This window comes from Enterococcus plantarum (assembly GCF_001730295.1).
GTDB classification, from domain to species: Bacteria; Bacillota; Bacilli; order Lactobacillales; family Enterococcaceae; genus Enterococcus_L; species Enterococcus_L plantarum.
The window spans coordinates 116,579-138,673 of the sequence record NZ_MIKA01000023.1 but is presented as its reverse complement, the minus strand read 5'-3'; the positions used below and the strand labels follow the sequence as shown (position 1 = coordinate 138,673).

20 protein-coding genes and 2 riboswitches are annotated in these 22,095 nt (G+C 35.7%); of the genes, 15 read left to right on the top strand and 5 right to left on the bottom strand.

Annotated features, from left to right (window positions below; genetic code table 11):
* The first annotated feature begins 47 nt into the window (after window positions 1–47).
* A riboswitch (M-box (ykoK) riboswitch) is annotated at window positions 48–215 on the top strand.
* 165 nt (window positions 216–380) lie between these two features.
* Complete coding sequence (locus BCR22_RS08880; RefSeq protein WP_069654576.1) at window positions 381–1,943, top strand: phosphatase PAP2/LCP family protein; 1,563 nt, start codon at window positions 381–383, stop codon at window positions 1,941–1,943.
* Window positions 1,944–2,168: 225 nt separating this feature from the next.
* Here BCR22_RS08880 and BCR22_RS08875 read toward each other — a convergent pair whose 3' ends face one another.
* Window positions 2,169–2,570 carry a DUF2871 domain-containing protein gene (locus BCR22_RS08875; RefSeq protein WP_069654575.1) on the bottom strand — a complete coding sequence of 134 codons (402 nt, stop codon included), beginning with the start codon at window positions 2,568–2,570 and terminating at the stop codon, window positions 2,169–2,171.
* Between the two features lie 438 nt (window positions 2,571–3,008).
* Here BCR22_RS08875 and BCR22_RS08870 point away from each other — a divergent pair, with 438 nt between their 5' ends.
* Together BCR22_RS08870 and thiT are read left to right on the top strand one after the other, a co-directional pair.
* A complete protein-coding gene (locus tag BCR22_RS08870; protein ID WP_069654574.1) occupies window positions 3,009–3,233 on the top strand; it encodes a hypothetical protein in 225 nt (74 codons plus the stop codon).
* Window positions 3,234–3,256: 23 nt separating this feature from the next.
* Window positions 3,257–3,354, top strand: a riboswitch (TPP riboswitch).
* Window positions 3,355–3,407: 53 nt separating this feature from the next.
* Window positions 3,408–3,992 (top strand): energy-coupled thiamine transporter ThiT, encoded by a 585-nt coding sequence (gene thiT, locus BCR22_RS08865; RefSeq protein ID WP_069654573.1) that lies wholly within the window; start codon window positions 3,408–3,410, stop codon window positions 3,990–3,992.
* A gap of 311 nt (window positions 3,993–4,303) precedes the next feature.
* On the opposite strand, the gene BCR22_RS08860 is transcribed toward thiT, so the two are convergent.
* Window positions 4,304–4,702: a VOC family protein gene (locus BCR22_RS08860; protein WP_069654572.1), complete on the bottom strand. Its 399-nt coding sequence runs from the start codon at window positions 4,700–4,702 to the stop codon at window positions 4,304–4,306.
* Between the two features lie 191 nt (window positions 4,703–4,893).
* On the opposite strand from BCR22_RS08860, the gene BCR22_RS08855 reads away from it, so the two are divergent.
* A complete protein-coding gene (locus BCR22_RS08855; protein ID WP_069654571.1) occupies window positions 4,894–6,090 on the top strand; it encodes a glycoside hydrolase family 3 protein in 1,197 nt (398 codons plus the stop codon).
* A 62-nt stretch (window positions 6,091–6,152) separates the two neighbouring features.
* Here the strand turns inward: BCR22_RS08855 and BCR22_RS08850 are convergent, their stop codons facing one another.
* The 3 genes from BCR22_RS08850 to BCR22_RS08840 all read right to left on the bottom strand — a co-directional run bounded on the left by BCR22_RS08850 (window position 6,153) and on the right by BCR22_RS08840 (window position 8,353).
* Window positions 6,153–6,995 (bottom strand): MurR/RpiR family transcriptional regulator, encoded by an 843-nt coding sequence (locus BCR22_RS08850; protein ID WP_240485868.1) that lies wholly within the window; start codon window positions 6,993–6,995, stop codon window positions 6,153–6,155.
* A gap of 108 nt (window positions 6,996–7,103) precedes the next feature.
* Window positions 7,104–7,943, bottom strand: a complete 840-nt coding sequence (locus BCR22_RS08845) for a Cof-type HAD-IIB family hydrolase (protein ID WP_069654569.1) — start codon at window positions 7,941–7,943, stop codon at window positions 7,104–7,106.
* Window positions 7,944–8,017: 74 nt separating this feature from the next.
* A complete protein-coding gene (locus tag BCR22_RS08840; protein ID WP_069654568.1) occupies window positions 8,018–8,353 on the bottom strand; it encodes a VOC family protein in 336 nt (111 codons plus the stop codon).
* A gap of 553 nt (window positions 8,354–8,906) precedes the next feature.
* On the opposite strand from BCR22_RS08840, the gene BCR22_RS08835 reads away from it, so the two are divergent.
* The 11 genes from BCR22_RS08835 (at window position 8,907) to BCR22_RS08785 (ending at window position 21,806) form a co-directional block, all read left to right on the top strand.
* Window positions 8,907–10,409 (top strand): Lsa family ABC-F type ribosomal protection protein, encoded by a 1,503-nt coding sequence (locus BCR22_RS08835; RefSeq protein WP_069654567.1) that lies wholly within the window; start codon window positions 8,907–8,909, stop codon window positions 10,407–10,409.
* A gap of 439 nt (window positions 10,410–10,848) precedes the next feature.
* Entirely contained in the window at window positions 10,849–11,544 is a 696-nt protein-coding gene (locus BCR22_RS08830) for a DUF969 domain-containing protein (protein ID WP_069654566.1), read from the top strand.
* Window positions 11,545–11,546: 2 nt separating this feature from the next.
* Complete coding sequence (locus BCR22_RS08825) at window positions 11,547–12,491, top strand: DUF979 domain-containing protein (protein WP_069654565.1); 945 nt, start codon at window positions 11,547–11,549, stop codon at window positions 12,489–12,491.
* Between the two features lie 112 nt (window positions 12,492–12,603).
* Complete coding sequence (gene pcp / locus BCR22_RS08820) at window positions 12,604–13,248, top strand: pyroglutamyl-peptidase I (RefSeq protein ID WP_069654564.1); 645 nt, start codon at window positions 12,604–12,606, stop codon at window positions 13,246–13,248.
* Window positions 13,249–13,421: 173 nt separating this feature from the next.
* A complete protein-coding gene (locus BCR22_RS08815) occupies window positions 13,422–14,582 on the top strand; it encodes a hypothetical protein (protein ID WP_069654563.1) in 1,161 nt (386 codons plus the stop codon).
* 8 nt (window positions 14,583–14,590) lie between these two features.
* The gene (locus tag BCR22_RS08810; protein ID WP_069654562.1) at window positions 14,591–15,208 is read left to right on the top strand and encodes an MptD family putative ECF transporter S component; all 618 of its coding nucleotides are present in this window, start codon (window positions 14,591–14,593) and stop codon (window positions 15,206–15,208) included.
* Window positions 15,183–15,881 (top strand): energy-coupling factor transporter transmembrane component T, encoded by a 699-nt coding sequence (locus BCR22_RS08805; RefSeq protein ID WP_069654561.1) that lies wholly within the window; start codon window positions 15,183–15,185, stop codon window positions 15,879–15,881. Before BCR22_RS08810 ends, BCR22_RS08805 begins: the two co-directional genes overlap by 26 nt.
* Window positions 15,878–17,305, top strand: coding sequence for an ABC transporter ATP-binding protein (locus tag BCR22_RS08800; RefSeq protein WP_069654560.1), 1,428 nt, complete (start codon window positions 15,878–15,880; stop codon window positions 17,303–17,305). The genes BCR22_RS08805 and BCR22_RS08800 overlap by 4 nt, the downstream gene beginning before the upstream one ends.
* Before the next feature lie 13 nt (window positions 17,306–17,318).
* A complete protein-coding gene (locus BCR22_RS08795) occupies window positions 17,319–17,654 on the top strand; it encodes an antibiotic biosynthesis monooxygenase (RefSeq protein WP_069654559.1) in 336 nt (111 codons plus the stop codon).
* A 180-nt stretch (window positions 17,655–17,834) separates the two neighbouring features.
* The gene (locus BCR22_RS08790) at window positions 17,835–20,462 is read left to right on the top strand and encodes a glycoside hydrolase family 38 N-terminal domain-containing protein (protein ID WP_069654558.1); all 2,628 of its coding nucleotides are present in this window, start codon (window positions 17,835–17,837) and stop codon (window positions 20,460–20,462) included.
* Between the two features lie 21 nt (window positions 20,463–20,483).
* Window positions 20,484–21,806, top strand: coding sequence for a PTS sugar transporter subunit IIC (locus tag BCR22_RS08785; protein ID WP_069654557.1), 1,323 nt, complete (start codon window positions 20,484–20,486; stop codon window positions 21,804–21,806).
* The last annotated feature ends 289 nt before the right edge of the window (window positions 21,807–22,095 follow it).

Here is a 22,095-nt window from a genome sequence, read left to right as displayed (position 1 = left end):
CTTGAAAAAAAACTTTGTCAACGGTATTCTTAAAAAAATAAATAGATAAATAACCTTGTTAGGTGAGGCTCCTATACAAACATAGGCTATTGCGCAGAAACGTCGAAAGACGCCAATGTGTAAAACAGGAATGGTCGAATTAAGGCTTTTCATAAAATAGCTAAGAATGTTTCTTTACGTTGTATAGTGCTAAAACTCAGACGATGAGATTGATTGAAAGTCAAACGTCTTAGGAAAAAAATGTTTGGCTTTTTTCTTTTGGCGAATAATGAATGTATTGACTGATCGTGCAATGTCATTGGGCCTACTTGTGTTTTTTTAGGAATACTGACAATGTGTGAGCGATGTTATTTAATTTATGAAATGAAGGGATTTTAAACATGAATACGTATAAAGAAAAAAAGTTTACCCCCGCAATTTTAAGTACCATATTATTTGTGGTGCTGACCTTTTTAGTTGTTCAGAATGTCTCGTGGTTTCATCAGATTGATTCAGCGATTTATCAATTTAATTGGAAACCAAACGAGATGATTACGAGCAGTGTGAATCTGTTTGCTAAGACGGCAACCATTGTACCAATTTTTAGTGTAAGCTTAATTAGTTCATTTTTACTTTGGCGGAAAAAACAACCATTATTGGCATTTTGGCTGAGTAGTAACGTTTTGGTTGTTAGTGCTTTGGGGTTTATCTTAAAGCATATTGTTGCAAGGGCAAGACCTGATGTGTCGCAGTTAGCTGAGCGTTCGTCATACAGTTTTCCAAGTGGTCATTCACTTTTAGCTATGTGCTTGGTATGCTCAATTTTGTTAGTGACACAAAAAAGAAAAGACAAACTTTTAAAAACGATGTTGATCCTCTATGTTGTTTTGATTGGAATAAGTCGAATTTATTTGAGAGTCCATTATCCGAGTGATGTTATTGGTGGATTTCTTTTAAGTTTTTCATGGGTAAATCTTTCGTACGTTTGCCTTCAAAGAATGTTCCTTAACAGGACATTTTCAACGTCAGATGATAAAAAACGTTTTGTGCAAAAAACGATTTTAGGCGCTTTAACACTTGTGTTATTGGCTGTTGCAGGTGCATCTGCATATGGCGCGACTGTGTTTAAGAATGTGCAAAAAACAGCAGATAAAATATATCAACCACTGAATCGAAACACCAAGCCAGTAGAACTGAACAATAGTGAACCCGTAAGTTTTTTACTTCTAGGCATTGCAAATGACTCAAAGCGTCAAACAGATTTTCGAGCAAATACGATCATGGTCGTGACAGTTAATGATCAATTAAAGAAAACAACGATTACAAGCATACCTAGAGATGCCTACGTAGAAATTATTGGAAAAGAAGGGGCATACGATAAAATCAATCATGCGCATTCTTTTGGTGGTGAGGAAATGATGATTGATACGATCGAGCATTATTTAGACATCCCAATCAATCATTATTTTGTGATCAATATGGATGGATTAGCTGCATTAAGTGATGCTGTCGGAGGCGTCACTGTTAATAATGATTTTGCCTTTGACGCCGAAGGAATCCATTATCCTAAAGGGGAACAGCATCTAGGTGGTTGGGAAACCTTACAGTACGCAAGGATGCGTTATGAAGATCCGCTAGGGGATTACGGTAGACAAAAAAGACAGCGAGAAGTGACGATTCAGTTGACTAAAGAATTACTGTCGATGAAAAGTGTATTTCGTTATCAAGAGTTGTTAGATGTTATTGGTGAAAATGGCCAGACAGATATGACATTAGATCAAATGATGCTGTTGATGAAAAATTATCAAAAGGCACTAGAGAACATTGAAAGCTATCAAATGCAAGGCGAAGACTTTACTGGTGATGGTTATACGGGTGAGGAAGGTATTTCTTATCAAATTATTCCTGAAACAGAAAAAGAAAAAGTTACATTGGCATTGAAGAAACAATTAAATTTAGAATAGTATGTGTGTAGCATCAAGTGTCCATTAGTCAATTGTTAGTTACAACATTGGATGGATCTTTTAAAACCTTATTGTTTCCAAAGCAAAAAAAATAGAGTACGCCCCTAAAGGTAGATTTTTTTGTTCTACCTTTAGGGGCGTACTTTTTAATATGTTCTACACGGTTAAACGAATGACCATACAGTGAGAACATAAATTTTTTAAAGAGTTGTATATCGTATCAACTTACTCTTTGACTGCTTGAAATAAAACTTGGAAGAAATAAGCTAATCCGACTGTGATTATAATATGTCCTAATCCAGCTATTCCAGCTATTGCTGCAGATTCTGGATAATCCAATACTTGTAAACTACCTCGAACGATCATCATCAATAAAGTGATACCGAGCCCCATATTATAAATCATATAGAATTTTTTGTAGTTTTTCTCGTTACTCAATTGGAAGTTTTTTTCCAAAAGTAAAACAATCAGGAAAAAGAACATACCTAAAATCAAAATATGTGTGTGTAGAACACTAAGTTGTGTTTCGCCAGTAAAGTCATTCCATTTTGTAAATTCACGATAAAAAATACCCGCTAACAATCCAACTATCATATAAACCATACTAACTCTAACTAATTTTTTCATTGTCCACCTCTAATTTATATTTTTCAAACATCTCCACTATAGCAAACTACATCGCCATTTTCTAGGTATTTATTGCTAAATAAATGTGAAAAATCCAAAGAAGATCCGATCCTGACCTCTTTGATGAGCGAAATGGAGAGATTTGCATCGTTAATTAATGAAATACTCTTATTTGCTATTGTTTCTACCAAAGTCGAATAAAGGCGTTTTCACTCTTCCGGATTCCAAGTGCTTTATGAAAAAATCTTTTCAATTATATTCGTTGTTGTTAAAAACTTCTCCCGTAATAATAATCTATATCAAACAGAAAAGAGGAGCATAAATTGGTTTGTAAAGTAGAGTTTAAATAGGTCTCTAAAAGCGAATTTGAAACGATCTCAGCTACAGAAAAGATAAAAAAATTGGCATGGATCGAAAAAAAGTTTATGTGAACGAGATATGAAGTTTCCGTATAATCCATTAGAGGTATCTAGTTTTGAAGTAGACGATATCGAGATGGCCTATATTTTCTATAAAGAGGGGGGAACTGTCAATAGGATGTACCCACCAGAAGAAAGCCGCAAACACGTTGTTGGGTTCAAGTGGTCTGATAAGATTGAAATGCCTAATTCCTTTACTTTTAAAGAGGAGCATGGTACGATTCTGATGTTGTCAATCATATGATAACCACTAAAAATTAAATAGAACCCATCACAAAGGGGAGCCATGGCTGAGAATGAGTAACCACTCTAAACCCTTGAACCTGTTCGTTAGTACGAGCGTAGGAATTGTGATGGAGTAAATAAATACTTTTACTCCTCCTTTGTGAATTGGTCGTTCTAAAGGGAGGATTTTTTTATGCAAAGAACATCAGAATTACGCGTTTGGATTGAGGGAACGATTGTAGCTGCAATTGCAATGGTTTTATCCCTTATTCCAACAAATATTGGGAGTAGTTTTTCTATCTCACTGGGAATGATTCCTTTGACTCTTTATGCGTTAAGAAGAGGAACAAAGGCTGGATTCTTTTCTGCGTTTATCTGGGGATTGCTGCATTTTCCATTGGCGCAAGTGTATTATTTAATGCCTGCACAAGTGATTATTGAGTATATTTTAGCTTTTGGATTTGCTGGATTTGCTGGAGTTTATAGCGGGAAACTACAACAAGCAATCGGAGAGAAAGACTACACAAAGAGTGGTCGAATCATTCTATATGCGTCTTTTTTTGGCACACTGATGCGTTATTTCTGGCATTTTATTGCAGGCGTTCTATTCTGGGGAAGTTTTGCCCTGTGGGGAATGAATCCTTGGTTGTTTTCTCTCGTGATGAATGGGTTAAGTGGTGTGGCTACAGCAATTGCGACGTCTATTATTTTACTTTTACTTCTCAAAATCAATCCTCATTTGTTTACTCCTACAAATAGTACACGAATGGGACAATAGAATAATAGTGCTGAATAACAGGATTGGATTGTATAAAAGGTAACTATTTTAGTAAGTGGGACACAACTCTTTGAGTCATATCCCACTCACATGGAATCCGTATAAATGGTGGGACCAGGAGCAATCCCTTCGGAAATAAGCTGATGTTGCACAGGATCTACTTGGTCACAAAAATTTGAAGATCAATTGTCGTAAATTCCTTCTTATTTCTCGGGATTAAACATTCCTGGCCCAACATTTTTTTTGCAAAGAAGAAATCGAGACATAACGCTACGAGTTACATCTCAACTTCTTAAACAATAAATGAAAATTTACATCTTCATCCAATTAGGTTCCAAAGAATTTCCATCTGGGTCTTGCACTTCAAGTCCAAACATCATATCTTCAGGAATCCCCATATCCACTTTATAATAATCACCACCATTTGCTTTAGCTGTTTCAGCAAATTTCTTCACAGCATCGGCACTGTCCATACTAAATGCAATCAAAGCACCACTCGTCGTTTTCGTATCTGCAATATTTTTATCTTTGATGAATTTACTATAAAAATCGTGATTTAACAGCATAATCCAAAAATGATCATCCCAAACCATTGAACTTGTCTCGTCAGTAGAAAATTCTTCATTTTTCTTGAAACCTAATTTTTCATAAAATGCTGTAGAATGCTTTACATCTGTGACTGGAAAATTTACAAACACCATTGTTGCCATAAAAATCCAACCTTCTTTCTTTTTGTATTGATTACGAGAAGAGCATCTCATGGTAACGTTTTTTTGTCAAAAATATAAGGCGTATGCAGGTGAAAAAAATTGACTGTTTTGATAAAACCTACTTATAATATAAGCACACTGATAAAGATCAGCGAAATGAGCAAGGAGGAACGACAATCAATAATAAAGCGATGATAACGAGTGCAGTTGGTATTTTACTGCTAATTTTTGGGATTAGTTTTAGCATTATGTGGTTAGTGAATAAAAGTAATAATACTGTACAAACAAAACCAATAGAAGAAACGAAACATACAAGTACAGAAGTAGTAGAAGAGAGCCAAACCTCACAACCTAATCAGGACCCTTCTTTAAAGGAGCAGGAAAAGAAAATAAATGATTTAATGAAATCAATGAGCCTGGAAGAAAAAGTGGGTCAACTTTTTTTAGCTCGTGTACCGATTGAAGCCCAACAGGAAAGCCTTCAAGAGTACCATTTAGGGGGCTACCTTTTGTTTGGACGAGATATGGAAAATGAGACACCGAATTCGTTAAAAGAAAAAATTTCCTCTTACCAAGAAGTCAGTAAGATTCCTCTTTTCATAGCATCTGACGAAGAAGGCGGAACGGTTTCACGCTTAAGTGGGGGCAATGGTTTAGTAACAGAACCATTTAAATCACCAATGGAAATATATCAAGAGGCTGGGTTAACAGGGATTCGTTCGGATATTCAACAAAAATCAGCCGTTCTACGATCCTATGGTATTCAAGTTGGGCTATTTCCAGATGCGGATGTTGCAACAGATCCCGAAGCATTTATTTATGATCGAACAATCGGTGTAGATGCTGAAAAAACAAGTGAATATGTTAAGGCAAGTGTGGAGGCATTAAAGAAACAACAGATTGCGTCAACATTGAAACATTTTCCAGGTTATGGGGATAATCGCGATTCACACGTAGAGATTGTGTATGATACGAGAAGTCTTGAGACGTTACGCGGGAATGATTTTTTACCATTTAAAGCTGGAATCGCAGCAGGAACAGATAGTATCATGGTTTCTCATAATATCGTGACGAGTATTGATGATACAATGCCGGCTTCAATTTCTCAACCTGTTCATGATTTATTACGAAATGAATTAGGCTTTCAAGGCGTCATTATGACTGATGATATGGATATGGCAGGATTAGCTGATTTTATAACGCAAGAAGAAGCAGGACTCGCTGCGTTGAAATCTGGGAATGATCTGATTTTATCTTCTTCATTTCAAGTTCAGATTCCCTATGTCATCCAAGCCATTGAACAAGGGAGTTATTCAGAAGAAGCGTTAAATCAATCTGTTTATCGTGTATTGAAGATGAAAAGTGATTTAGGTTTGTTAAATCACTAATACATCAAAAAGACAGTTCAGCGTTAATCGAAGCTGAACTGTTTTTTTGATGAGTGAAAAAATTATATCAATTTAGGATTCATCTTTTGATAATTATCCAGTTTATAAGCCAAATTTCTATCATAGTCTTGGTTGAAGAAACTAAGATACAAACTATCAAAAATATACATTAAAGACATCCGTGTTGAAAAGGAAGAAATTTTGTTGTAATGGTTTTCCAGTGAAGAGAAAAGAAAAACACCATCCACTGTTTCGTTGAGTAAAGGACTATCCTTTGAAGTGACCAACAGAATTTTACTCTTATTTTTCTTTAAAATTTCTAGGATTTTTTTAACACTAGAGCTACGGCCACCATAAGAAACAACGATTGCCAAATGCTTTGGCGTACTGTTTGCTGCAGATAGGTTTTGCATAAAATCATCGATTGGAACGTTTACTTGTTTACCGATTTCCTGCAGTTGAAATTGGAAGTTTTGTGCAAAATAGATATTAGCAGATGTGGCGTACACATCAATAAATTCTGCCTGTTTGAGTAAATTTCCATTGAAAGCTATAGTATCGAGATTGTTTGTATCAATAGTTGACTGAACGGTTTGATTATAAACCGATTTTAACTTTTGAGTGATAGCATAATGATTGTCTTCTGCAGAGATAGGGTAATCAATGTCGATAATTTGTTCGGTTGTATGCTCATTTAAATAATTGACCAAGGCAAATTTAAGATCATTCAATCCTTCAAGGTCTAATTTATTAATCAAACGGTAAATTGTTGAAATCGACACATACGAATGCTCAGCCAGTTCTTTTGGAGAAAAATGAATGACTTTTTCTGGAAAATCCAAAATATAGGTAATGAGTACTTCTTCACTTGTTGTCAGTTTGTCTAGGCTTTTTAATTTCAGCATTAAATTCATCTCAGCAAACACCTTCCAGTTCGTTTTGTATAAATGAATTATAACGGATTATGTGAGAAATAAAAAATAGAGTGGGATTTTGGATCCGCACTCTATTTCCTACAATAACTCGGATAGTGCTTCGGCAATACCATCTTCATTATTAGATGAAGTAATTTTATCGGCAGCACTTTTTAACTCTTCAACAGCATTTCCCATTGCAATGCCCACGCCAGCATAATGAATCAAGGATAGATCATTGTGGCCATCACCGAAAGAAATAATATGTTCTCGGTCAATACCTAGTGGTTTTAATGTCTGTTCTAAGGCATTGGCTTTATCAATTCCTTTATCTGTAAATTCAAAGTACATTGGTGCTGAGAATACGCCGCTGACGGATTGTTCAAAAGGGGCATAAAGTTTCTGCCAATTTTCTTGCAAATAGTCTGGTTGAGCTGCAACGAGAATTTTATGCAAAGGGAAATCAACAAAAGTAGCTAAATCATCTTTTTCGCATAATTGGAAGTTTCCACCACGTGATTCGTATTCGATAATGTTGAATGGACCCTCATAGAACGTTAAATCCAGCAGACCATCAAATACATTATTGACATACATATAATTGTCTTTTGCAATCATAGGTTTAACGTCAAACTGTTTGAGATGGTTTAAAATAATTTTACTCTGTTCAATTGAAAGAGGTTGACTGAATAATTCTTTTTGTGTACTGACATCAAGAACATGTGCACCATTATAGGAAATCACTAATCCATTGTGCTGATCCATTTGAAGTTCATCCGCATATTTTAGCATCCCAGAAGTAGGTCTACCTGAGGCTAGAATTACTTTTATTCCATTCTTTTGAGCCGCTATCAACGCTTCTTTTGTTTGCGCTGTCAATTGTTTTTCATCATTTAAAAGTGTGCCGTCAATATCCAAAACGATCGCTTTTATGTCCATAGTATTTCCTCCTTCGATTCTCAATGTTAAACTGTCAATTCTAAACGATTGCCTTCTGGATCCGCTACAACAGATTAATAATACCCATCTCCAGTTGTACGAGTTGGGCTTAATAATGGATATCCCTCCATAACCAATATAGTTGTGAGAGCATCAACCTGTTCTTTACTTCCTAAAGAAATCGCTAAATGAGCAAAACCAAGCATTTCATTGCCAATATTATGGTCAACAATGTCATTTCGTTGCATGATTTCAAGTCTAGCGCCATCAGAAAAAGTTAAAAAATAAGAATGGAAACTTGTTTTTGTATTGTGGTATAGTTCAGAAGCTGTTGCATCGAAATATGTTTCATAAAAATGACGCATACGTTCTAAATCTCTGACCCATAAACCAATATGTTCTATTTTCATTGTATGATCTCCTTTGCTGTAAACACAGCCTGCATTTTTGTGGAACCAGTAAAGTCGCGCCATTATTTTTTGTTTGATTACAGTATAAACGAAAAGGAAAGGGAAAAAAGGAGTACGAACAAGGTTGAAAGTATTTTGTCAAAAAGAATCACCAACAATGCCTAAATATGAAAATGGTTGTTCAAAAAATGCCTAGTTTCGATTGCTTGATTATTTTATTCTAGCTATAAGAAGTAGTTGTAAGAGGGGGGCTGAAGGCCTCTAGTGAAGATCCATGGTTGTTGACAAAATTTGAATGAGCATGATATAGTGAGTGCAATAAAAAACGAAGTGAGGGATCCATGCGTTGAAAAATTAAGTCAATTTGTTGAAGCTGCATTCAGACTGTAACTTGAGAAGTTTCAAGGGAGCAGTGTGCAGATTTTCAGGATTGGCATTGATTTTTTCAACGAAGGGGTCTTTTTGTGTACGCGTAGACCTATTGCCGATTCTGAAAAGAACAGAAGGAATAAAAGAGAGTCCTTCCGCTTTTCTTAATGAGGTGAAAGAAACTATGTCAAAAATTGAAATTAAAAATGTAACTTTTGGGTATGATACCCAAGGGACGTTACTATTTGATCAAGCAAATTTAAATGTTGATACGAAATGGAAATTAGGCTTGATTGGCAGAAATGGTCGTGGAAAAACGACCTTACTTAAAATTTTGCAGAATCAGTTAGCTTACAGCGGTGAAATTACTCATCAATTGAATTTTCTCTATTTCCCCCAGCCGATTAAAAACAAGCAACAACTGACCTATTATGTCTTGCAAGAAATCAGTGATTTTGACCAATGGGAAATTGAGCGAGAGTTAAACCTGTTGCAGGTTGAGCCAGAAATTCTATGGCGTGATTTTGAGACACTTTCTGGTGGGGAACAGACTAAAGTACTTTTAGCGCTGTTGTTTATTGAGGGCGAGCATTTTCCTTTGATTGATGAACCAACCAATCATTTAGATAGTACAGGACGTAAACAAGTCGCTGAGTATTTGAAAAAGAAACGTCAAGGCTTTATCGTAGTTAGTCATGACCGTTCGTTTGTAGACGAAGTGGTCGATCATGTCTTATCAATTGAAAAAAGCCAATTAGAATTGTATCAAGGAAATTTCTCTGTATATGAAGAACAGAAAAAAATCAAAGATGAATTTGAATTTGCTCAAAATGAAAAACTAAAAAAAGAAGTTAGTCGTTTGAAAAGAACAGCAGCTGAAAAAGCAGAATGGTCTCGGTCTAAAGAGCAAGATAAATATGGAAAAGCCTCTAAAAAGGGTAGTGGTGCAATCTACGATACTGGTTTTGTTGGGGCGAGAGCCGCACGTACAATGAAACGTGCTAAGACGATCGAACATCGGATGAACACCCAATTATCTGAAAAAGCCAGTCTTTTAAAAGATATCGAGTATATTGATCCATTGACCATGAACTATCAGCCAGTGCATCATAAACGACTACTAACGGTTGAAAATCTAGTCTTAGGTTACCAGAATGAAACGTTATTTAGTCCATTGTCTTTTGAATTAAATCAAGGGCAACGGCTGGCTCTAGCAGGACAAAATGGTTCAGGGAAATCCTCGATCATTCGGTATTTACTTGGCTATTTTGAGGGTAAAAGTGACGGAGAAATCTTACGACCAGAGAAGCTAACTATTAGTTATGTTCGTCAAAATTATGAAGATAACCATGGAACTTTACTCACATTTTCAGAAGAACATGGTCTTGATCATCGAGAATTTCTCAATAACTTGCACAAATTAGGGATGGAAAGAGAAGTCTTTCAAAACCGTATTGAACAAATGAGTATGGGGCAACGAAAGAAAGTCGAATTAGCAAAATCGTTAGCCCAGCCAGCTGAGTTGTATATTTGGGATGAGCCGTTGAATTATTTGGATGTATTCAACCAAGAACAATTAGAAATGCTGATTTTATCAGTAAAACCAACAATGCTGATTATAGAACATGATCGAGCATTCCTAGAAAAAATAGCAACGCAAGTGATGACCTTATCAAAAAATACTTAAAAGTTAGCCTGTCACACGATTCATACACTGGAGTCGTTTGACAGGTTTTTTCATCGTTTTCTTCACTGACAGACTGGATAATAAAGTGTATTCTGTGAAAAAAGGAGAGGTAGCCGAACTTTCAGGGACACATTACCTTCATCATAATCAATCGCTGAAGACCTAAAAATACTGATAAGTAAAAAGTAAAGTGGATCTAGTAATAACGCTGCTGGAATAATGATAAGTAGGTACGAATTGTTTATTAACTTAAATTCAAGAAAGTTATGGCTGAGAACGTTTAAATTTCAGTTGTAATTTTCTGTGTACCATTTAAAGTAGATGATTTTTTTAACTCATTTTTATGAAAAAGATGAAAATTAAAACAAAATTTGTGTATAATAAAGAGGTTATTGATTTTTAAATTATAATTTAACTAAAAAGGAAAGAAGTGTGAGAAATGGAGAATATTCTTAGTTTATTAGGCGTTCTAATCGTTATCGTCGGGTTTGCGATGAAATTGGATTCGATTTTGATCGTAATGATTGCCTTAGTTGTGACGGCACTTGTCGGAGGAATTGGGGTAGAAGGAATGTTAGAGATTTTAGGCACGAGTTTTGTAAGCAATCGAGGAATGGCAATTTTTATTATTATTATGCTGGCTACAGGAACATTAGAAAGAAATGGATTAAAGGAATCAGCGGCATCATTGATTCGTCGTTTTAAAAAAGTTTCAGCTGGTTTGATCATTGATATTTACGGTGTTTTCCGGATGATTTTTGCCGCGTTCAATGTCAGCTTCGGTGGTGTTGCTGGATTTGTTCGTCCAATTATTTTACCAATGTCAATCGGAGCTGTGGAATCTCAAAATGTAGAATTAAACAAAGAATACGAAGAAGAGCTTAAAGGAATGGCTTCAGCGATGGAGAATATATGTTGGTTCTTTGGACAAGTATTATTTATTGGAGGTTCGGGCGGTTTGTTAGTTCAATCGACATTAAAAGAGTTAGGGTATGAAGTGACACTAGTGCAATTAGCGGCTGTGGAAATTCCTGTTGCATTGGTGGCATTAATTACGGCCAGCATTTATTTCTATTCGAAAGACCGTCGCTTAATGAAAAAATATTACGGTAATATTGCGAAGAAAGGAGACTAGTCATGAGCTATTTTATGAATTCTGAAATACTACTTGGGGAGAAATTATTAGAAATTTTATATATCGTGATGGGCTTGGTATTACTTTATACGGGAATCAAGAATTTGTTCGATAAAAGTAACCCTCATCGTTACGGAACAGGTTATTTTTGGTGTGCATTAGGAATCGTAATCGGAGGTGGTCGCTTTATTCCGGCGATAATCAGTGGCATTTTGATTTTTTCTATGACGATACCTGCCATTTTAAAAAAAGTCAGTAAAGGAAATAGTAAGTTACCCTCTAAAGAATATATGCAAAAAATGTCAGATAAGTTAGGGATGAAAATTTTTGTTCCGGCATTAAGTATTGGCGTTTTTGCTATCATCTTTGCTTTATTTACAAATCTTGGTGCCTTGGTTGGTGTTGGGGTAGGTGTTTTAGTAGCAATTATAATCTTGATGCTTTATTCTAAAAACAATAAACCAACTACATTTTTAGATGATGCAGCTGACATGCTTGGCACTGTGGGTCCTTTGAGTATGCTGCCGATGCTCTTGGCATCGCTAGGAGCGGTATTCACAAGTGCCGGTGTTGGGACAGTGATTTCTTCTGCAGTTGGAACTATTGTGCCTGAAGGAAATGTTGCAGTCGGAATTATTATCTACGCGTTTGGCATGATGCTATTTACGATTATTATGGGAAATGCTTTTGCCGCGATTACTGTGATGACGGTAGGAATCGGCGCACCTTTCGTTTTCGCTTATGGTGCAAATCCAGCTTTGATCGGTATGTTGGCATTGACATGTGGGTATTGCGGTACGTTATTGACACCGATGGCTGCGAACTTTAATGTAGTTCCAGTCGCAATGCTAGAGATGAAAGATAAATACGGTGTGATTAAAAATCAATGGTTTATAGCAATTTTTATGTTTGTATTCCAAGTCGTTTATATGATTTTGTTTAAATAAAGTTGACGTAGTTTTATGGAGAAACATGCTACAATTCATGAGTGAACGCTGAGTGGTACAATTATAGGTGTTATCAAATAGAGTATGAGTCTAAATTAGGAGGAGAGTTACAATGAAAGTATTAGTCACAGGTTTTGATCCATTTGGTGGAGATTCTGTTAATCCTGCATATGAGGCAGTGAAAATGATTCCCAATGAAGTGGCAGGAGCCAAAGTAATCAAATTAGAGATACCGACAGTTTTTAAAGAAAGCGGTGAAGTATTAGAAGCTGCAATCAATGAACATAAACCAGATATTGTGATATGTGTGGGACAAGCTGGTGGGCGAAGCGCTGTTTCATTTGAACGGGTAGCAATCAATTTGGCAGAAGCAAGAATTCCTGATAACAAAGGCAACCAACCAATCGGTTCAAAATTGGAAGAAGATGGAGCAACTGCTTATTTTACCACGTTACCAATCAAAGCAATGATGAAAAACGTGCAGGAACATGGCTTGCCAGCTTACATTTCTTATACAGCAGGCACATTTGTCTGTAATGATATCATGTATCGCTTGTTATATATGATCGAGAAAGAATTTACAGGTGTGAAGGGTGGTTTTATCCACGTGCCGTTTGAACCAACTCAAGTAATCAATCGTCCAGTCGGAACACCTTCAATGCCAATCCAAACAATTGCGGATTCACTACATTATGCCATCGAAGCAGCAGTGACAACGGATGTCGATATTGAAGAAAACACGGGAACAACACATTAGAATGATTGTTGAGTAGAAGTGGAAGAGTTTGAGCTAAGAGAGATCCTTTTGGCTCAAACTCTTCTATTTTGGTTATTAAATACAATGAAAGAGAAAATAGTTAATTTACTGATAATGATTCTCATTATCATTTTGTTGTGATATACTAAACAACTAGGGGAGGGAGTGTTTCAATGAAAGAAGTACAAGTAAAAGGATTTTCAATTTATTATGATAATGTACAAACAGAGCAGTGTAACGTAATGCTTGATGAACAACTTTATATTGAGGACAAGCCATTGCCAAGTTATTTTATTGGTGAAACAACGATGACATTTTTTGATTTCTATCATGCAGATAGCCCTGATTTTCAAGAAAGTGATTATCTATTATCTGAAAAATTTCAGCAAATTATCGGAAGATTTCCTCATACAAACCAAAAAAAAATTGCATTAAACGAGCACGACAGCTATAGTATTAAACAAGTGCCAGTATACATTCATGTGAAAGACTATATTTTAGCTTTGAGTAAGCCCGAAGCATACACAACGTTCAGAGAAAAATTGGCAACAGTTCAGTCATTAATACCTATTAATGAAGATGCGCCAGAATCCGTTAGTAGTTATAAAAGAAAGCGTCTATTTTTAGATGGTACATACGGTTCTAGAGAATTACTTGAAAACGTTCAGGAAACAAATGTTCAAGCTATTCAAGAGAAATTAGAATATGTGAATGAGATGTATTATTTTGCACATTATAATTATGCCGCAATGGTTCAATTTTTACCTGAGTATGACATTACCACCTATGATCAGTTTCATGAAGCGTACGGAAAATTCGTGTATAGTTTTACAGTCACTAAAAATGGCAAAACGATACCACTTCTTTGGCCTGATTACTTATATCACAAGCCAGAGAATCATTTAGAGTTCGGTCTTTTAGCGAATACAGAACAACCGAGGTATCAACTTTTTGATGAATGGAAAGCGAATGACCCCATCACAATTGAACTCTTGGCGGATGGATTTGAAGATGTTCGATTTGAGACGTATCTAAAACAACCTATGGCATTTCCACCAAAATTATCTAAATCAGACTATACGCAAGGTGAGATGATTTGTCTGTCGATTGATACAGGCGTAATTGAAGAGTTAGCCAAACAAGAAGCTACATTTGAATGGTTTAAAACGAAAAAAACTTCAGAAAATGCTTATACATTAGAGTATCAGTTAATGGAAAATCAATTAATGATGCCAAGTGCACAATTTGAAAAAACAGGTCGTTATCAGTTGAAAATTACTAGTGATGTGTACGGGCAGCTATTATTTCTATTTACAATAAAACAAGAAGGGTAATAAAAAGAATGAAAAAGTTAAAAATTCAGGATTTTATTTCTATTGGTATTTATACCGCTATTTATTTTTTAGTCGTAACGATTGCAATGGTTATTTTACGTTTCACGATTCCAGCCTTTAATTCAATTCTTATTCCTAGTGCTACAGCACTTTTTGCAGGAATCGTCTATTTGTTGGTAATAAACCGTATTCCGCGTTTTGGGGCGATTACGATCATGGGAAGTGTGATGGGTCTATTCTTTTTAGTCTCTGGTCATTTTCCGTTGTCATTTTTGCCAAATATCCTCTGTGGGGTAGCAGCTGATTGGATCCAGTATCGTACCAAATTATCCGAAAAACTCAGAACAATGATTAGTTATACTGTGTTTAGTTTTGGTCTAATGGGACCTGTATTACCATTATGGTTTATGAAAAACGCTTATATTGATTCTTTGGTAGCTCGTGGGAAAGATGCCGTATATATCGACAAAGTCTTTGCGCCGATCACAGCGACCAGTTTTTATGTTTGTGTTGCAACAGTCATTATCTGCAGTATTTTGGGTATAATCATTGGACAAAAGATTTATGAGAAACACTTTGATAAAGCAAAAGGAAAAAATTATGGAAAAAACACACGTAACGTTTGATCCCAGAAGTAAACTTTGTACGATTTTATTTGCCAGTTTTTTGTTGATGTTTCCTTTACCATTTAAGGCTGAAATTTTGTTTGTAACGCTCTTATTTGTATTGTTTATTCTAAACGGTAGTCTAAAAAAAGGGCTGATTTTTTATAGTCTTTTTTGGTTACTTGTTTTAGGCGATTATTTATTGTTTCCTTATATCGATAATGGCATCGCTGCATTCTTTGATTTTCTATTCGTAGGAAATCGCCGGATGGTGCCAACGATCATGGCGTCGGCATTTGCTATGAATCGGACAAAAATAAGTGAATGGATCGCAGCGTTAAAGAAGTGCCACATGCCATTTGGGCTAATTATTCCGCTCACTGTGCTGTTTCGATTCTTCCCTACGCTTTTTCAAGATTTTAAAAGTATTCGTAATGCAATGAAATATCGTGGGATCGCTGTTTCTACTATCGACTTGTTTCTTCATCCATTTCAAACAATGGAGTACATCATTGTCCCGATTTTAATGTCGGCCGAAAATACATCCTTAGATTTATCTTCGGCAGCTTTAGTTCGTGGATTAGGGAATCCTAAATCACACACTAGCGTCTATGAGATTCATTTAAAGGTTCAAGATTATTTATTGATTGGTATTCTGATTGTTAGTGGAATATTTGGGAGGATGATTGGATGATTGATTTACATGATGTGACATTTGCTTATGAGGATCAGGAAACGATCATTCAACAAGTAGATTTACAGGTTAAACCTGGTGAATTTATCGTGTTATGTGGGAAGAGCGGTTGCGGCAAATCTACATTACTGAGAATCTTAAATGGATTGATTCCGGAATTGTATCCTGGGGAATTAACTGGAACAGGTTTTATTTTAGATCAAGAGTTGTTGACGAAAGAATTTAATGCCTATGTTCGCGATATTGGCGTTGTTTTTCAAAATCCTAAGACGCAGTTTTTTACCAGCGATGTTTATTCTGAGTTGGCATTTGCAATGGAAAATTATGGTGTTCCAAGAGATGAAATGATTAATCGAATCGATGAAATAACCCGTTTATTCTCGTTAGAAGCATTTTTAGAACGAAGTATGTTTCATTTATCTGGTGGCCAGAAACAATTGATTGCTTTCGCTTCAGCTACTATGTTGAAACACCATTTATTTTTATTAGATGAACCTTCAAGTAATCTGGATGAGGAAACAATCGAGCATTTAAAAGACTATCTTCAGGTATTAAAAAATCAAGGCATGACCATTATTGTGTCTGAACATCGTTTATATTACTTGACGGATTTGGTAGATCGATATTTGGTGATGGATAAAGGGCGTATTGTTGAATGGTATACAAGTCAAGAAATGAGGGCAAAATCTTCAACAGATATTCAGGAAATGGGATTACGCTCTTTGGATCAGACGGCTTTTACAAAAGGGATCGAGCCGTTTAAAACAGAAGATAACTTAAGTTTAACGTGCCTTGACCTAGATTTTCATTACCGTAAACAACCATCTGTGTTGAAAATTCCCTCACTAACCTTGACTAGCTCCTGTATCACGGGCATTATAGGGCATAACGGGGCGGGAAAATCAACGTTCTCAAAACTTTTATCTGGGTTGATCAAGCCTAAAGCTGGTGTTATTAAGTTAAATCAACGGGTTATGCGCCCGAAAGAGTTGATCAAAGAAAGTTTTGTTGTGATGCAAGATGTCAATTTACAATTGTTTTTTGAAACTGTTGAAAAAGAGATCAGCTTGAATGCTAAAAATACCAACGACTTTGATAAAATTGTCGCTATGCTGAACTTAGAGCCACTTTTATTTCGTCATCCGCAAACACTATCGGGTGGTGAAAAACAGCGCGTTGCGATTGCAAGTGCTCTATTGTCAGGAAAAAAAATCATCATTTTTGATGAACCGACAAGCGGCTTGGATTTGATGCATATGGAAGAAGTCAGCGATACGATCCGCTGGTTGCACCAAGAAAATATTTTAGTTTTAGTGATTACCCACGACAAAGAGTTTCTCAGTCAAACCTGTCAGAGAGTGCTTCATTTCGATCATGGAACAATCATTGAAGATTATTTTATTGAACCAACGAAAAAAGAATAATGGAGGAAACGACATGTATATTGTAACGAATACGATTCAAACAGAAACAGACGACTCTCATAAAATTATTCAGCAATTCACTGCAGGACATACAAAAGAAAGTATGGAAGCGGTGGATGGATTCTTGAATTTTCAATTAATGCATCGGACGTTACCAGACGATCCACAAGTGACCGAATTAGTTGTTTTAAGTCGTTGGACGTCAAAAGAACATCAAAAAAATTGGGTAAACAGTCAAGCATTCAAAAAAATGCATCAGAGAAAAGAACCAAAAGATGAGGCAACAGGTGAAAAAAAACGTCCTGGTATTATTTCAAGTACAATCGCTGAATATGAAGTATTAACCTAACTGAACGAAAAAGATTTTTATCCGATTTTCCAGATAAAAGTCTTTTTTTGATACAAATTGATACTATTTTCATAAAATGAACAGAAATAAGAAAATAGTTGAAACTATTACCGAAATCGTTTTCTTTTCATAAAATCCAGAGTATATTAAACAAGAACAAAGATGGAAGGAGAAGATGAAATGAAAAAGATCCATGTCGTCGCACACACCCATTGGGATCGTGAGTGGTACTTTTCTGATAACGAAGCGTTTGTCCAATTTTCCTATCATATGGATGAAGTGATTTATGCCTTGGAAAATAACGAATTAGATTACTATTATTTGGATGGGCAATTAAGTATTATTGATGATTACTTAAAAGTTTATCCAGAAAAAGAAGCAAAAATCAAAGCGTTGGTAGAAGCAAATCAATTATTTATCGGTCCGTGGTATACACAAATGGATGAATTTGTAGTGGCTGGTGAATCAGTGGTCAAGAATTTACAAATTGGGATCGATATGTCGAAACGTTTAGGTGGTCACACTGTATTAGGGTATCTACCTGATTCATTTGGTCAAGGCAAGGATATGCCGAAAATTTACAATGGTTTTGGTATCTCAGATGCGGTATTTTGGCGAGGTATGCCGAATGAAGTAACGAATAGTCGGGAGTTTTACTGGACAGCAGAAGATGGCTCAAAAGTATTAACGATCAATATTCGTAATGGGTATTATGCAGGAGTGGCACTAGTCGAAGGAGAGCTTTATCAGAAAAAAGCAATGCTAGATATTGTCTCTGAAGATAGCGCAACAGACATCGTAACATTACCAGTTGGTGGTGATCAGCGTGCAATTGACCGAGATTTAAAAGCAGTTATTCAAAAAGTGAACAAAGAATTTGGTGCTGAATATCAAATAGAAGAAAGCAATTATCCTCATATTTTTAACTTATTAAGAGAAAAAACAACTGAATTACCAACTGTTCAAGGTGAATTTATAAGTGGCAGTGTCTCAAAGATCCATCGCTCAATTTATTCGTCAAGATATGACTTGAAGAAGTTAAATGATACAATCGAAAATCGTTTGATTTTTCAATTAGAACCATTGATGTTGATGGCAGATGATTTAGGAATTCCGTTTAAACGAGAACTACTAAATTACATTTGGAAGTTATTATTAAAAAATCATGCTCATGATAGTATTGGTGGATGTAATACAGACAAAACAAATGAAATGATTTTAGCGAGATACAAAGAAGCAGATCAATTATCATATTCGACAATAGACTATCTAGTGAGAAAAATTTCTGAATCAATAAAAGAAATCAAAGAAAATGATCTGATTTTATTTAACACACTACCTTATACACGAACAGATCCATATGTGCTAGAAGTAAGTACAAAATACGCGGATATCAAACTTTTTGATAAGGCAAACAATGAAATAGACAGCCAAATTTTGTCTACAAAAAAAGTATATGCAGGGGAAGTCAGACGCTCAGAACGTGAGTATGATGAAGCAAAATACTATTATATTCACAAAGTAAGTTTTATTAAAAAAACAAGACCACTTGGTTACACGATCATCACGGTGAAAGAAGAAGTGAACTCAAATGATAGCGCTATATCTTCTAACACTGAAGAAAAACTTATAGAAAACGATTACTACGAAATTCTTTTTTCCCAAGGAAAGTTTTCTATTTTAGCAAAAAATCAAGATAAAACATATGAGGATTGTCTTTATGTGGAAGAGTCAGGAGACGAAGGCGATACGTATGATTATTCACCAGCCTATCACGATAAAATCCATCAATTAAACTTTGATACGACCAATGTTATTGTGGAATCGGGTGCATTTCTTTCTACGATGACTTTGAAAGGCTATTGGTTATTACCAAAAGATCTCCAAGCCAGAAAAACTGGTGAATTAAATGCCCAAGTAGACTATACCTTTACAGTCTCATTAAGCAAAAATTCTAAGCGGATCGATATGAACATCAAACTAAACAATCAAGTGATGGACCATCGTATGCGCTTAGTTGTAAAAACACCAGTTGAAAGTCAAGTTAGCTATGCAGATACGTTATTTGGAATTGCGGAACGAAAGAACCAAGATCCTCACATACAGGATTGGCAAAAGCTTGGATGGAAAGAAGAACCAACTGAAATTTATCCGATGATTCACTATTCAAATCTGCATGATGACGTTTCGAGTTGGACGATCATGAGCAAAGGAATCAAAGAATATCAAGTAATAGATAGCAGTTTGTATATTACCCTCTTCAGAGGCGTAGGATTTTTAGGTAGACCAGAGTTATTAAGAAGGCCTGGAGATGCTTCAGGTAATCAATACCGCTCTATTCCTACTCCAGATAGTCAATTGTTAGGAAAGCTGGAAATGGCGTTATCGTTGATCATAGCGGATGAATTCGACCCAGTAATGATTCAAAAAGAATACCAAAGATACTCTGTTACAAGTCCATATTATCAAATTCAAACATTGAATCGTTTTACTAACCCAATTCAATATTTCCAAAGTAATAAAGTAGACCAATTGAATGATCTAAAGGAATTTACTGATTTAAGTAACGTAAGCTTGGTATTTAGTGCACTAGAATTAAGCCGTAATGGCCAATGGATCAATATCCGTTTGTACAATCCATCTTTGATAAAAACAATTTCTAATGAAAAAATAACTTTAGCAACTGAGACAAATTGTCGTTTTGTTGATTTGAATGGTGACACACTTGAATTATTAGGGCAGTTAAAAGAAGTTTCTTTAGGAACATTTCAACCAGGAGAAATCAAAACCATTTCAATTGAAAGATAACACAAGAAAGGTCGAGTGAAGATGAAAATGAATATCGAGAAAATTCAAGAACCATTATTAAAAATTGCCAATAAAGTAGATAATAACAGTGTGTTACAAGCAATCAAAAATGCTTTTATCAGTAGTATTCCATTTACAGTTGTTGGCTCATTTTCTAATTTGATCAAGATGCAGATCGACGCATTTTTTGGGGAAACAGCAATCGGTCAAAGCGCCTCTGCGATTTTTGGAAATGTCTACCTAGGAACACTTGGGATCGTTGCGTTATTGATTGTTTTTTCGACAGCATATAATTATGCAAAAGAATTGATGAAAAAACATCCTGAGGCCAATATCAATCCATTATTAGCCACATTATTAGCGTTTGCTTCTTATTTTGTAATGGTACCCAATAATGTGAATTTTGCGGATAGTTCTGCTGATATCGTCCAAGGGTATGCCAATAATTTCTTCAGTTATGAAGGAATGTTTACAGCGTTGATTGTCGGTTTATTGGCAGTCTTTCTTTATTCGATTTTGGCAAAACGTAAAATTGCCATTAAACTACCAGGAAATGTTCCACCCAATGTGTTTGATTCTTTCTTTGCGTTGATTCCTATTTCGATTGTATTAATAGCTTGTTCTATAATAAAGGTTGTCATAGAAGCCTTTGATTTTAATTCTTTTATGGATTTAGTCAGTCAATTATTTGTACAACCGTTAACTTCTGTTGGAACGGGTTTACCAGCAATTATAGTTGTTATTTTATTAGAACAAATCTTGTGGTTTTTAGGATTACATGGGTTTAACATAGTTTGGGGCGTTGTTTCAGCATTGTGGTTACCTATTTTTTTAGAAAATGTTGCAAAATTTGCCGAAACGAAAAGTTTCACGGATATCTCTGTAGCACCTAATACGATGACCAATGTTTATGCAATGATTGGTGGCTCTGGTGCGACATTCGGCTTGATTTTAGCTATTTTGATTTTTACCCCGAAAACATACAGTGGTCGTGAGGTAGCCAAGCTTTCTTTTATTCCCGGACTATTCGGTATCAACGAACCCATTATATTTGGATTCCCAATCGTGCTTAATCCATTGATGTTTATCCCGTTTGTATTTGTACCCGTTTTCAATGCTATTGTAGCCTATATTGTCACTAAAATTGGCTGGGTCGTGCCACTGGTCGTACTAAATTCAGGAAATGAACCAATTTTTATCAGTACTTGGATTTTAGGCGCCTTCCATTTTAGTCCTGTAATTTTAACAGCGGCTTTGGTGGTGTTAGACATCTCTATTTATGCACCATTTGTCCGTATGAACATGAAATTTGATGAAAGTCAATTACTCAACGCCCAAAATTAGTAGGTATTTCTTGCTAACCAGAGAGAAGGGCATGGGACAAAATTAAAATCACTTTTGTTTCACACCCCAGATACGAATAAACGGTGGGAGCAGAAGCAATCACTACGCTTCGCTTCGATCACATCAAATTCTAAGTGCTAAAGCACTAAGATTTGAAGGCTTCTTATTGCTGTAAAACACAGCGAAGTATGAGTTGATGTTGCACAGTACCTACGTGGTTCTCGGGATTAAACGCTTCTGTCCTAGCCTTCTCTTGTTTTATTTATGATAAAGAAAGGAGTAATCAAGC

What these genes read in the sequence shown, in the direction of transcription:
- BCR22_RS08840 (WP_069654568.1), bottom strand. Translation starts at nt 8,353, where the DNA reads ATGAAAATAGAACATATTGGTTTATGGGTCAGAGATTTAGAACGTATG.
- BCR22_RS08870 (WP_069654574.1), top strand. Translation starts at nt 3,009, where the DNA reads ATGAAGTTTCCGTATAATCCATTAGAGGTATCTAGTTTTGAAGTAGAC.
- BCR22_RS08855 (WP_069654571.1), top strand. Translation starts at nt 4,894, where the DNA reads ATGATAACGAGTGCAGTTGGTATTTTACTGCTAATTTTTGGGATTAGT.
- BCR22_RS08795 (WP_069654559.1), top strand. Translation starts at nt 17,319, where the DNA reads ATGTATATTGTAACGAATACGATTCAAACAGAAACAGACGACTCTCAT.
- pcp (WP_069654564.1), top strand. Translation starts at nt 12,604, where the DNA reads ATGAAAGTATTAGTCACAGGTTTTGATCCATTTGGTGGAGATTCTGTT.
- BCR22_RS08815 (WP_069654563.1), top strand. Translation starts at nt 13,422, where the DNA reads ATGAAAGAAGTACAAGTAAAAGGATTTTCAATTTATTATGATAATGTA.
- BCR22_RS08835 (WP_069654567.1), top strand. Translation starts at nt 8,907, where the DNA reads ATGTCAAAAATTGAAATTAAAAATGTAACTTTTGGGTATGATACCCAA.
- BCR22_RS08845 (WP_069654569.1), bottom strand. Translation starts at nt 7,943, where the DNA reads ATGGACATAAAAGCGATCGTTTTGGATATTGACGGCACACTTTTAAAT.
- BCR22_RS08850 (WP_240485868.1), bottom strand. Translation starts at nt 6,995, where the DNA reads ATGCTGAAATTAAAAAGCCTAGACAAACTGACAACAAGTGAAGAAGTA.
- BCR22_RS08790 (WP_069654558.1), top strand. Translation starts at nt 17,835, where the DNA reads ATGAAAAAGATCCATGTCGTCGCACACACCCATTGGGATCGTGAGTGG.
- BCR22_RS08800 (WP_069654560.1), top strand. Translation starts at nt 15,878, where the DNA reads ATGATTGATTTACATGATGTGACATTTGCTTATGAGGATCAGGAAACG.
- BCR22_RS08860 (WP_069654572.1), bottom strand. Translation starts at nt 4,702, where the DNA reads ATGGCAACAATGGTGTTTGTAAATTTTCCAGTCACAGATGTAAAGCAT.
- BCR22_RS08825 (WP_069654565.1), top strand. Translation starts at nt 11,547, where the DNA reads ATGAGCTATTTTATGAATTCTGAAATACTACTTGGGGAGAAATTATTA.
- BCR22_RS08810 (WP_069654562.1), top strand. Translation starts at nt 14,591, where the DNA reads ATGAAAAAGTTAAAAATTCAGGATTTTATTTCTATTGGTATTTATACC.
- thiT (WP_069654573.1), top strand. Translation starts at nt 3,408, where the DNA reads ATGCAAAGAACATCAGAATTACGCGTTTGGATTGAGGGAACGATTGTA.
- BCR22_RS08875 (WP_069654575.1), bottom strand. Translation starts at nt 2,570, where the DNA reads ATGAAAAAATTAGTTAGAGTTAGTATGGTTTATATGATAGTTGGATTG.
- BCR22_RS08830 (WP_069654566.1), top strand. Translation starts at nt 10,849, where the DNA reads ATGGAGAATATTCTTAGTTTATTAGGCGTTCTAATCGTTATCGTCGGG.
- BCR22_RS08805 (WP_069654561.1), top strand. Translation starts at nt 15,183, where the DNA reads ATGGAAAAAACACACGTAACGTTTGATCCCAGAAGTAAACTTTGTACG.
- BCR22_RS08880 (WP_069654576.1), top strand. Translation starts at nt 381, where the DNA reads ATGAATACGTATAAAGAAAAAAAGTTTACCCCCGCAATTTTAAGTACC.
- BCR22_RS08785 (WP_069654557.1), top strand. Translation starts at nt 20,484, where the DNA reads ATGAAAATGAATATCGAGAAAATTCAAGAACCATTATTAAAAATTGCC.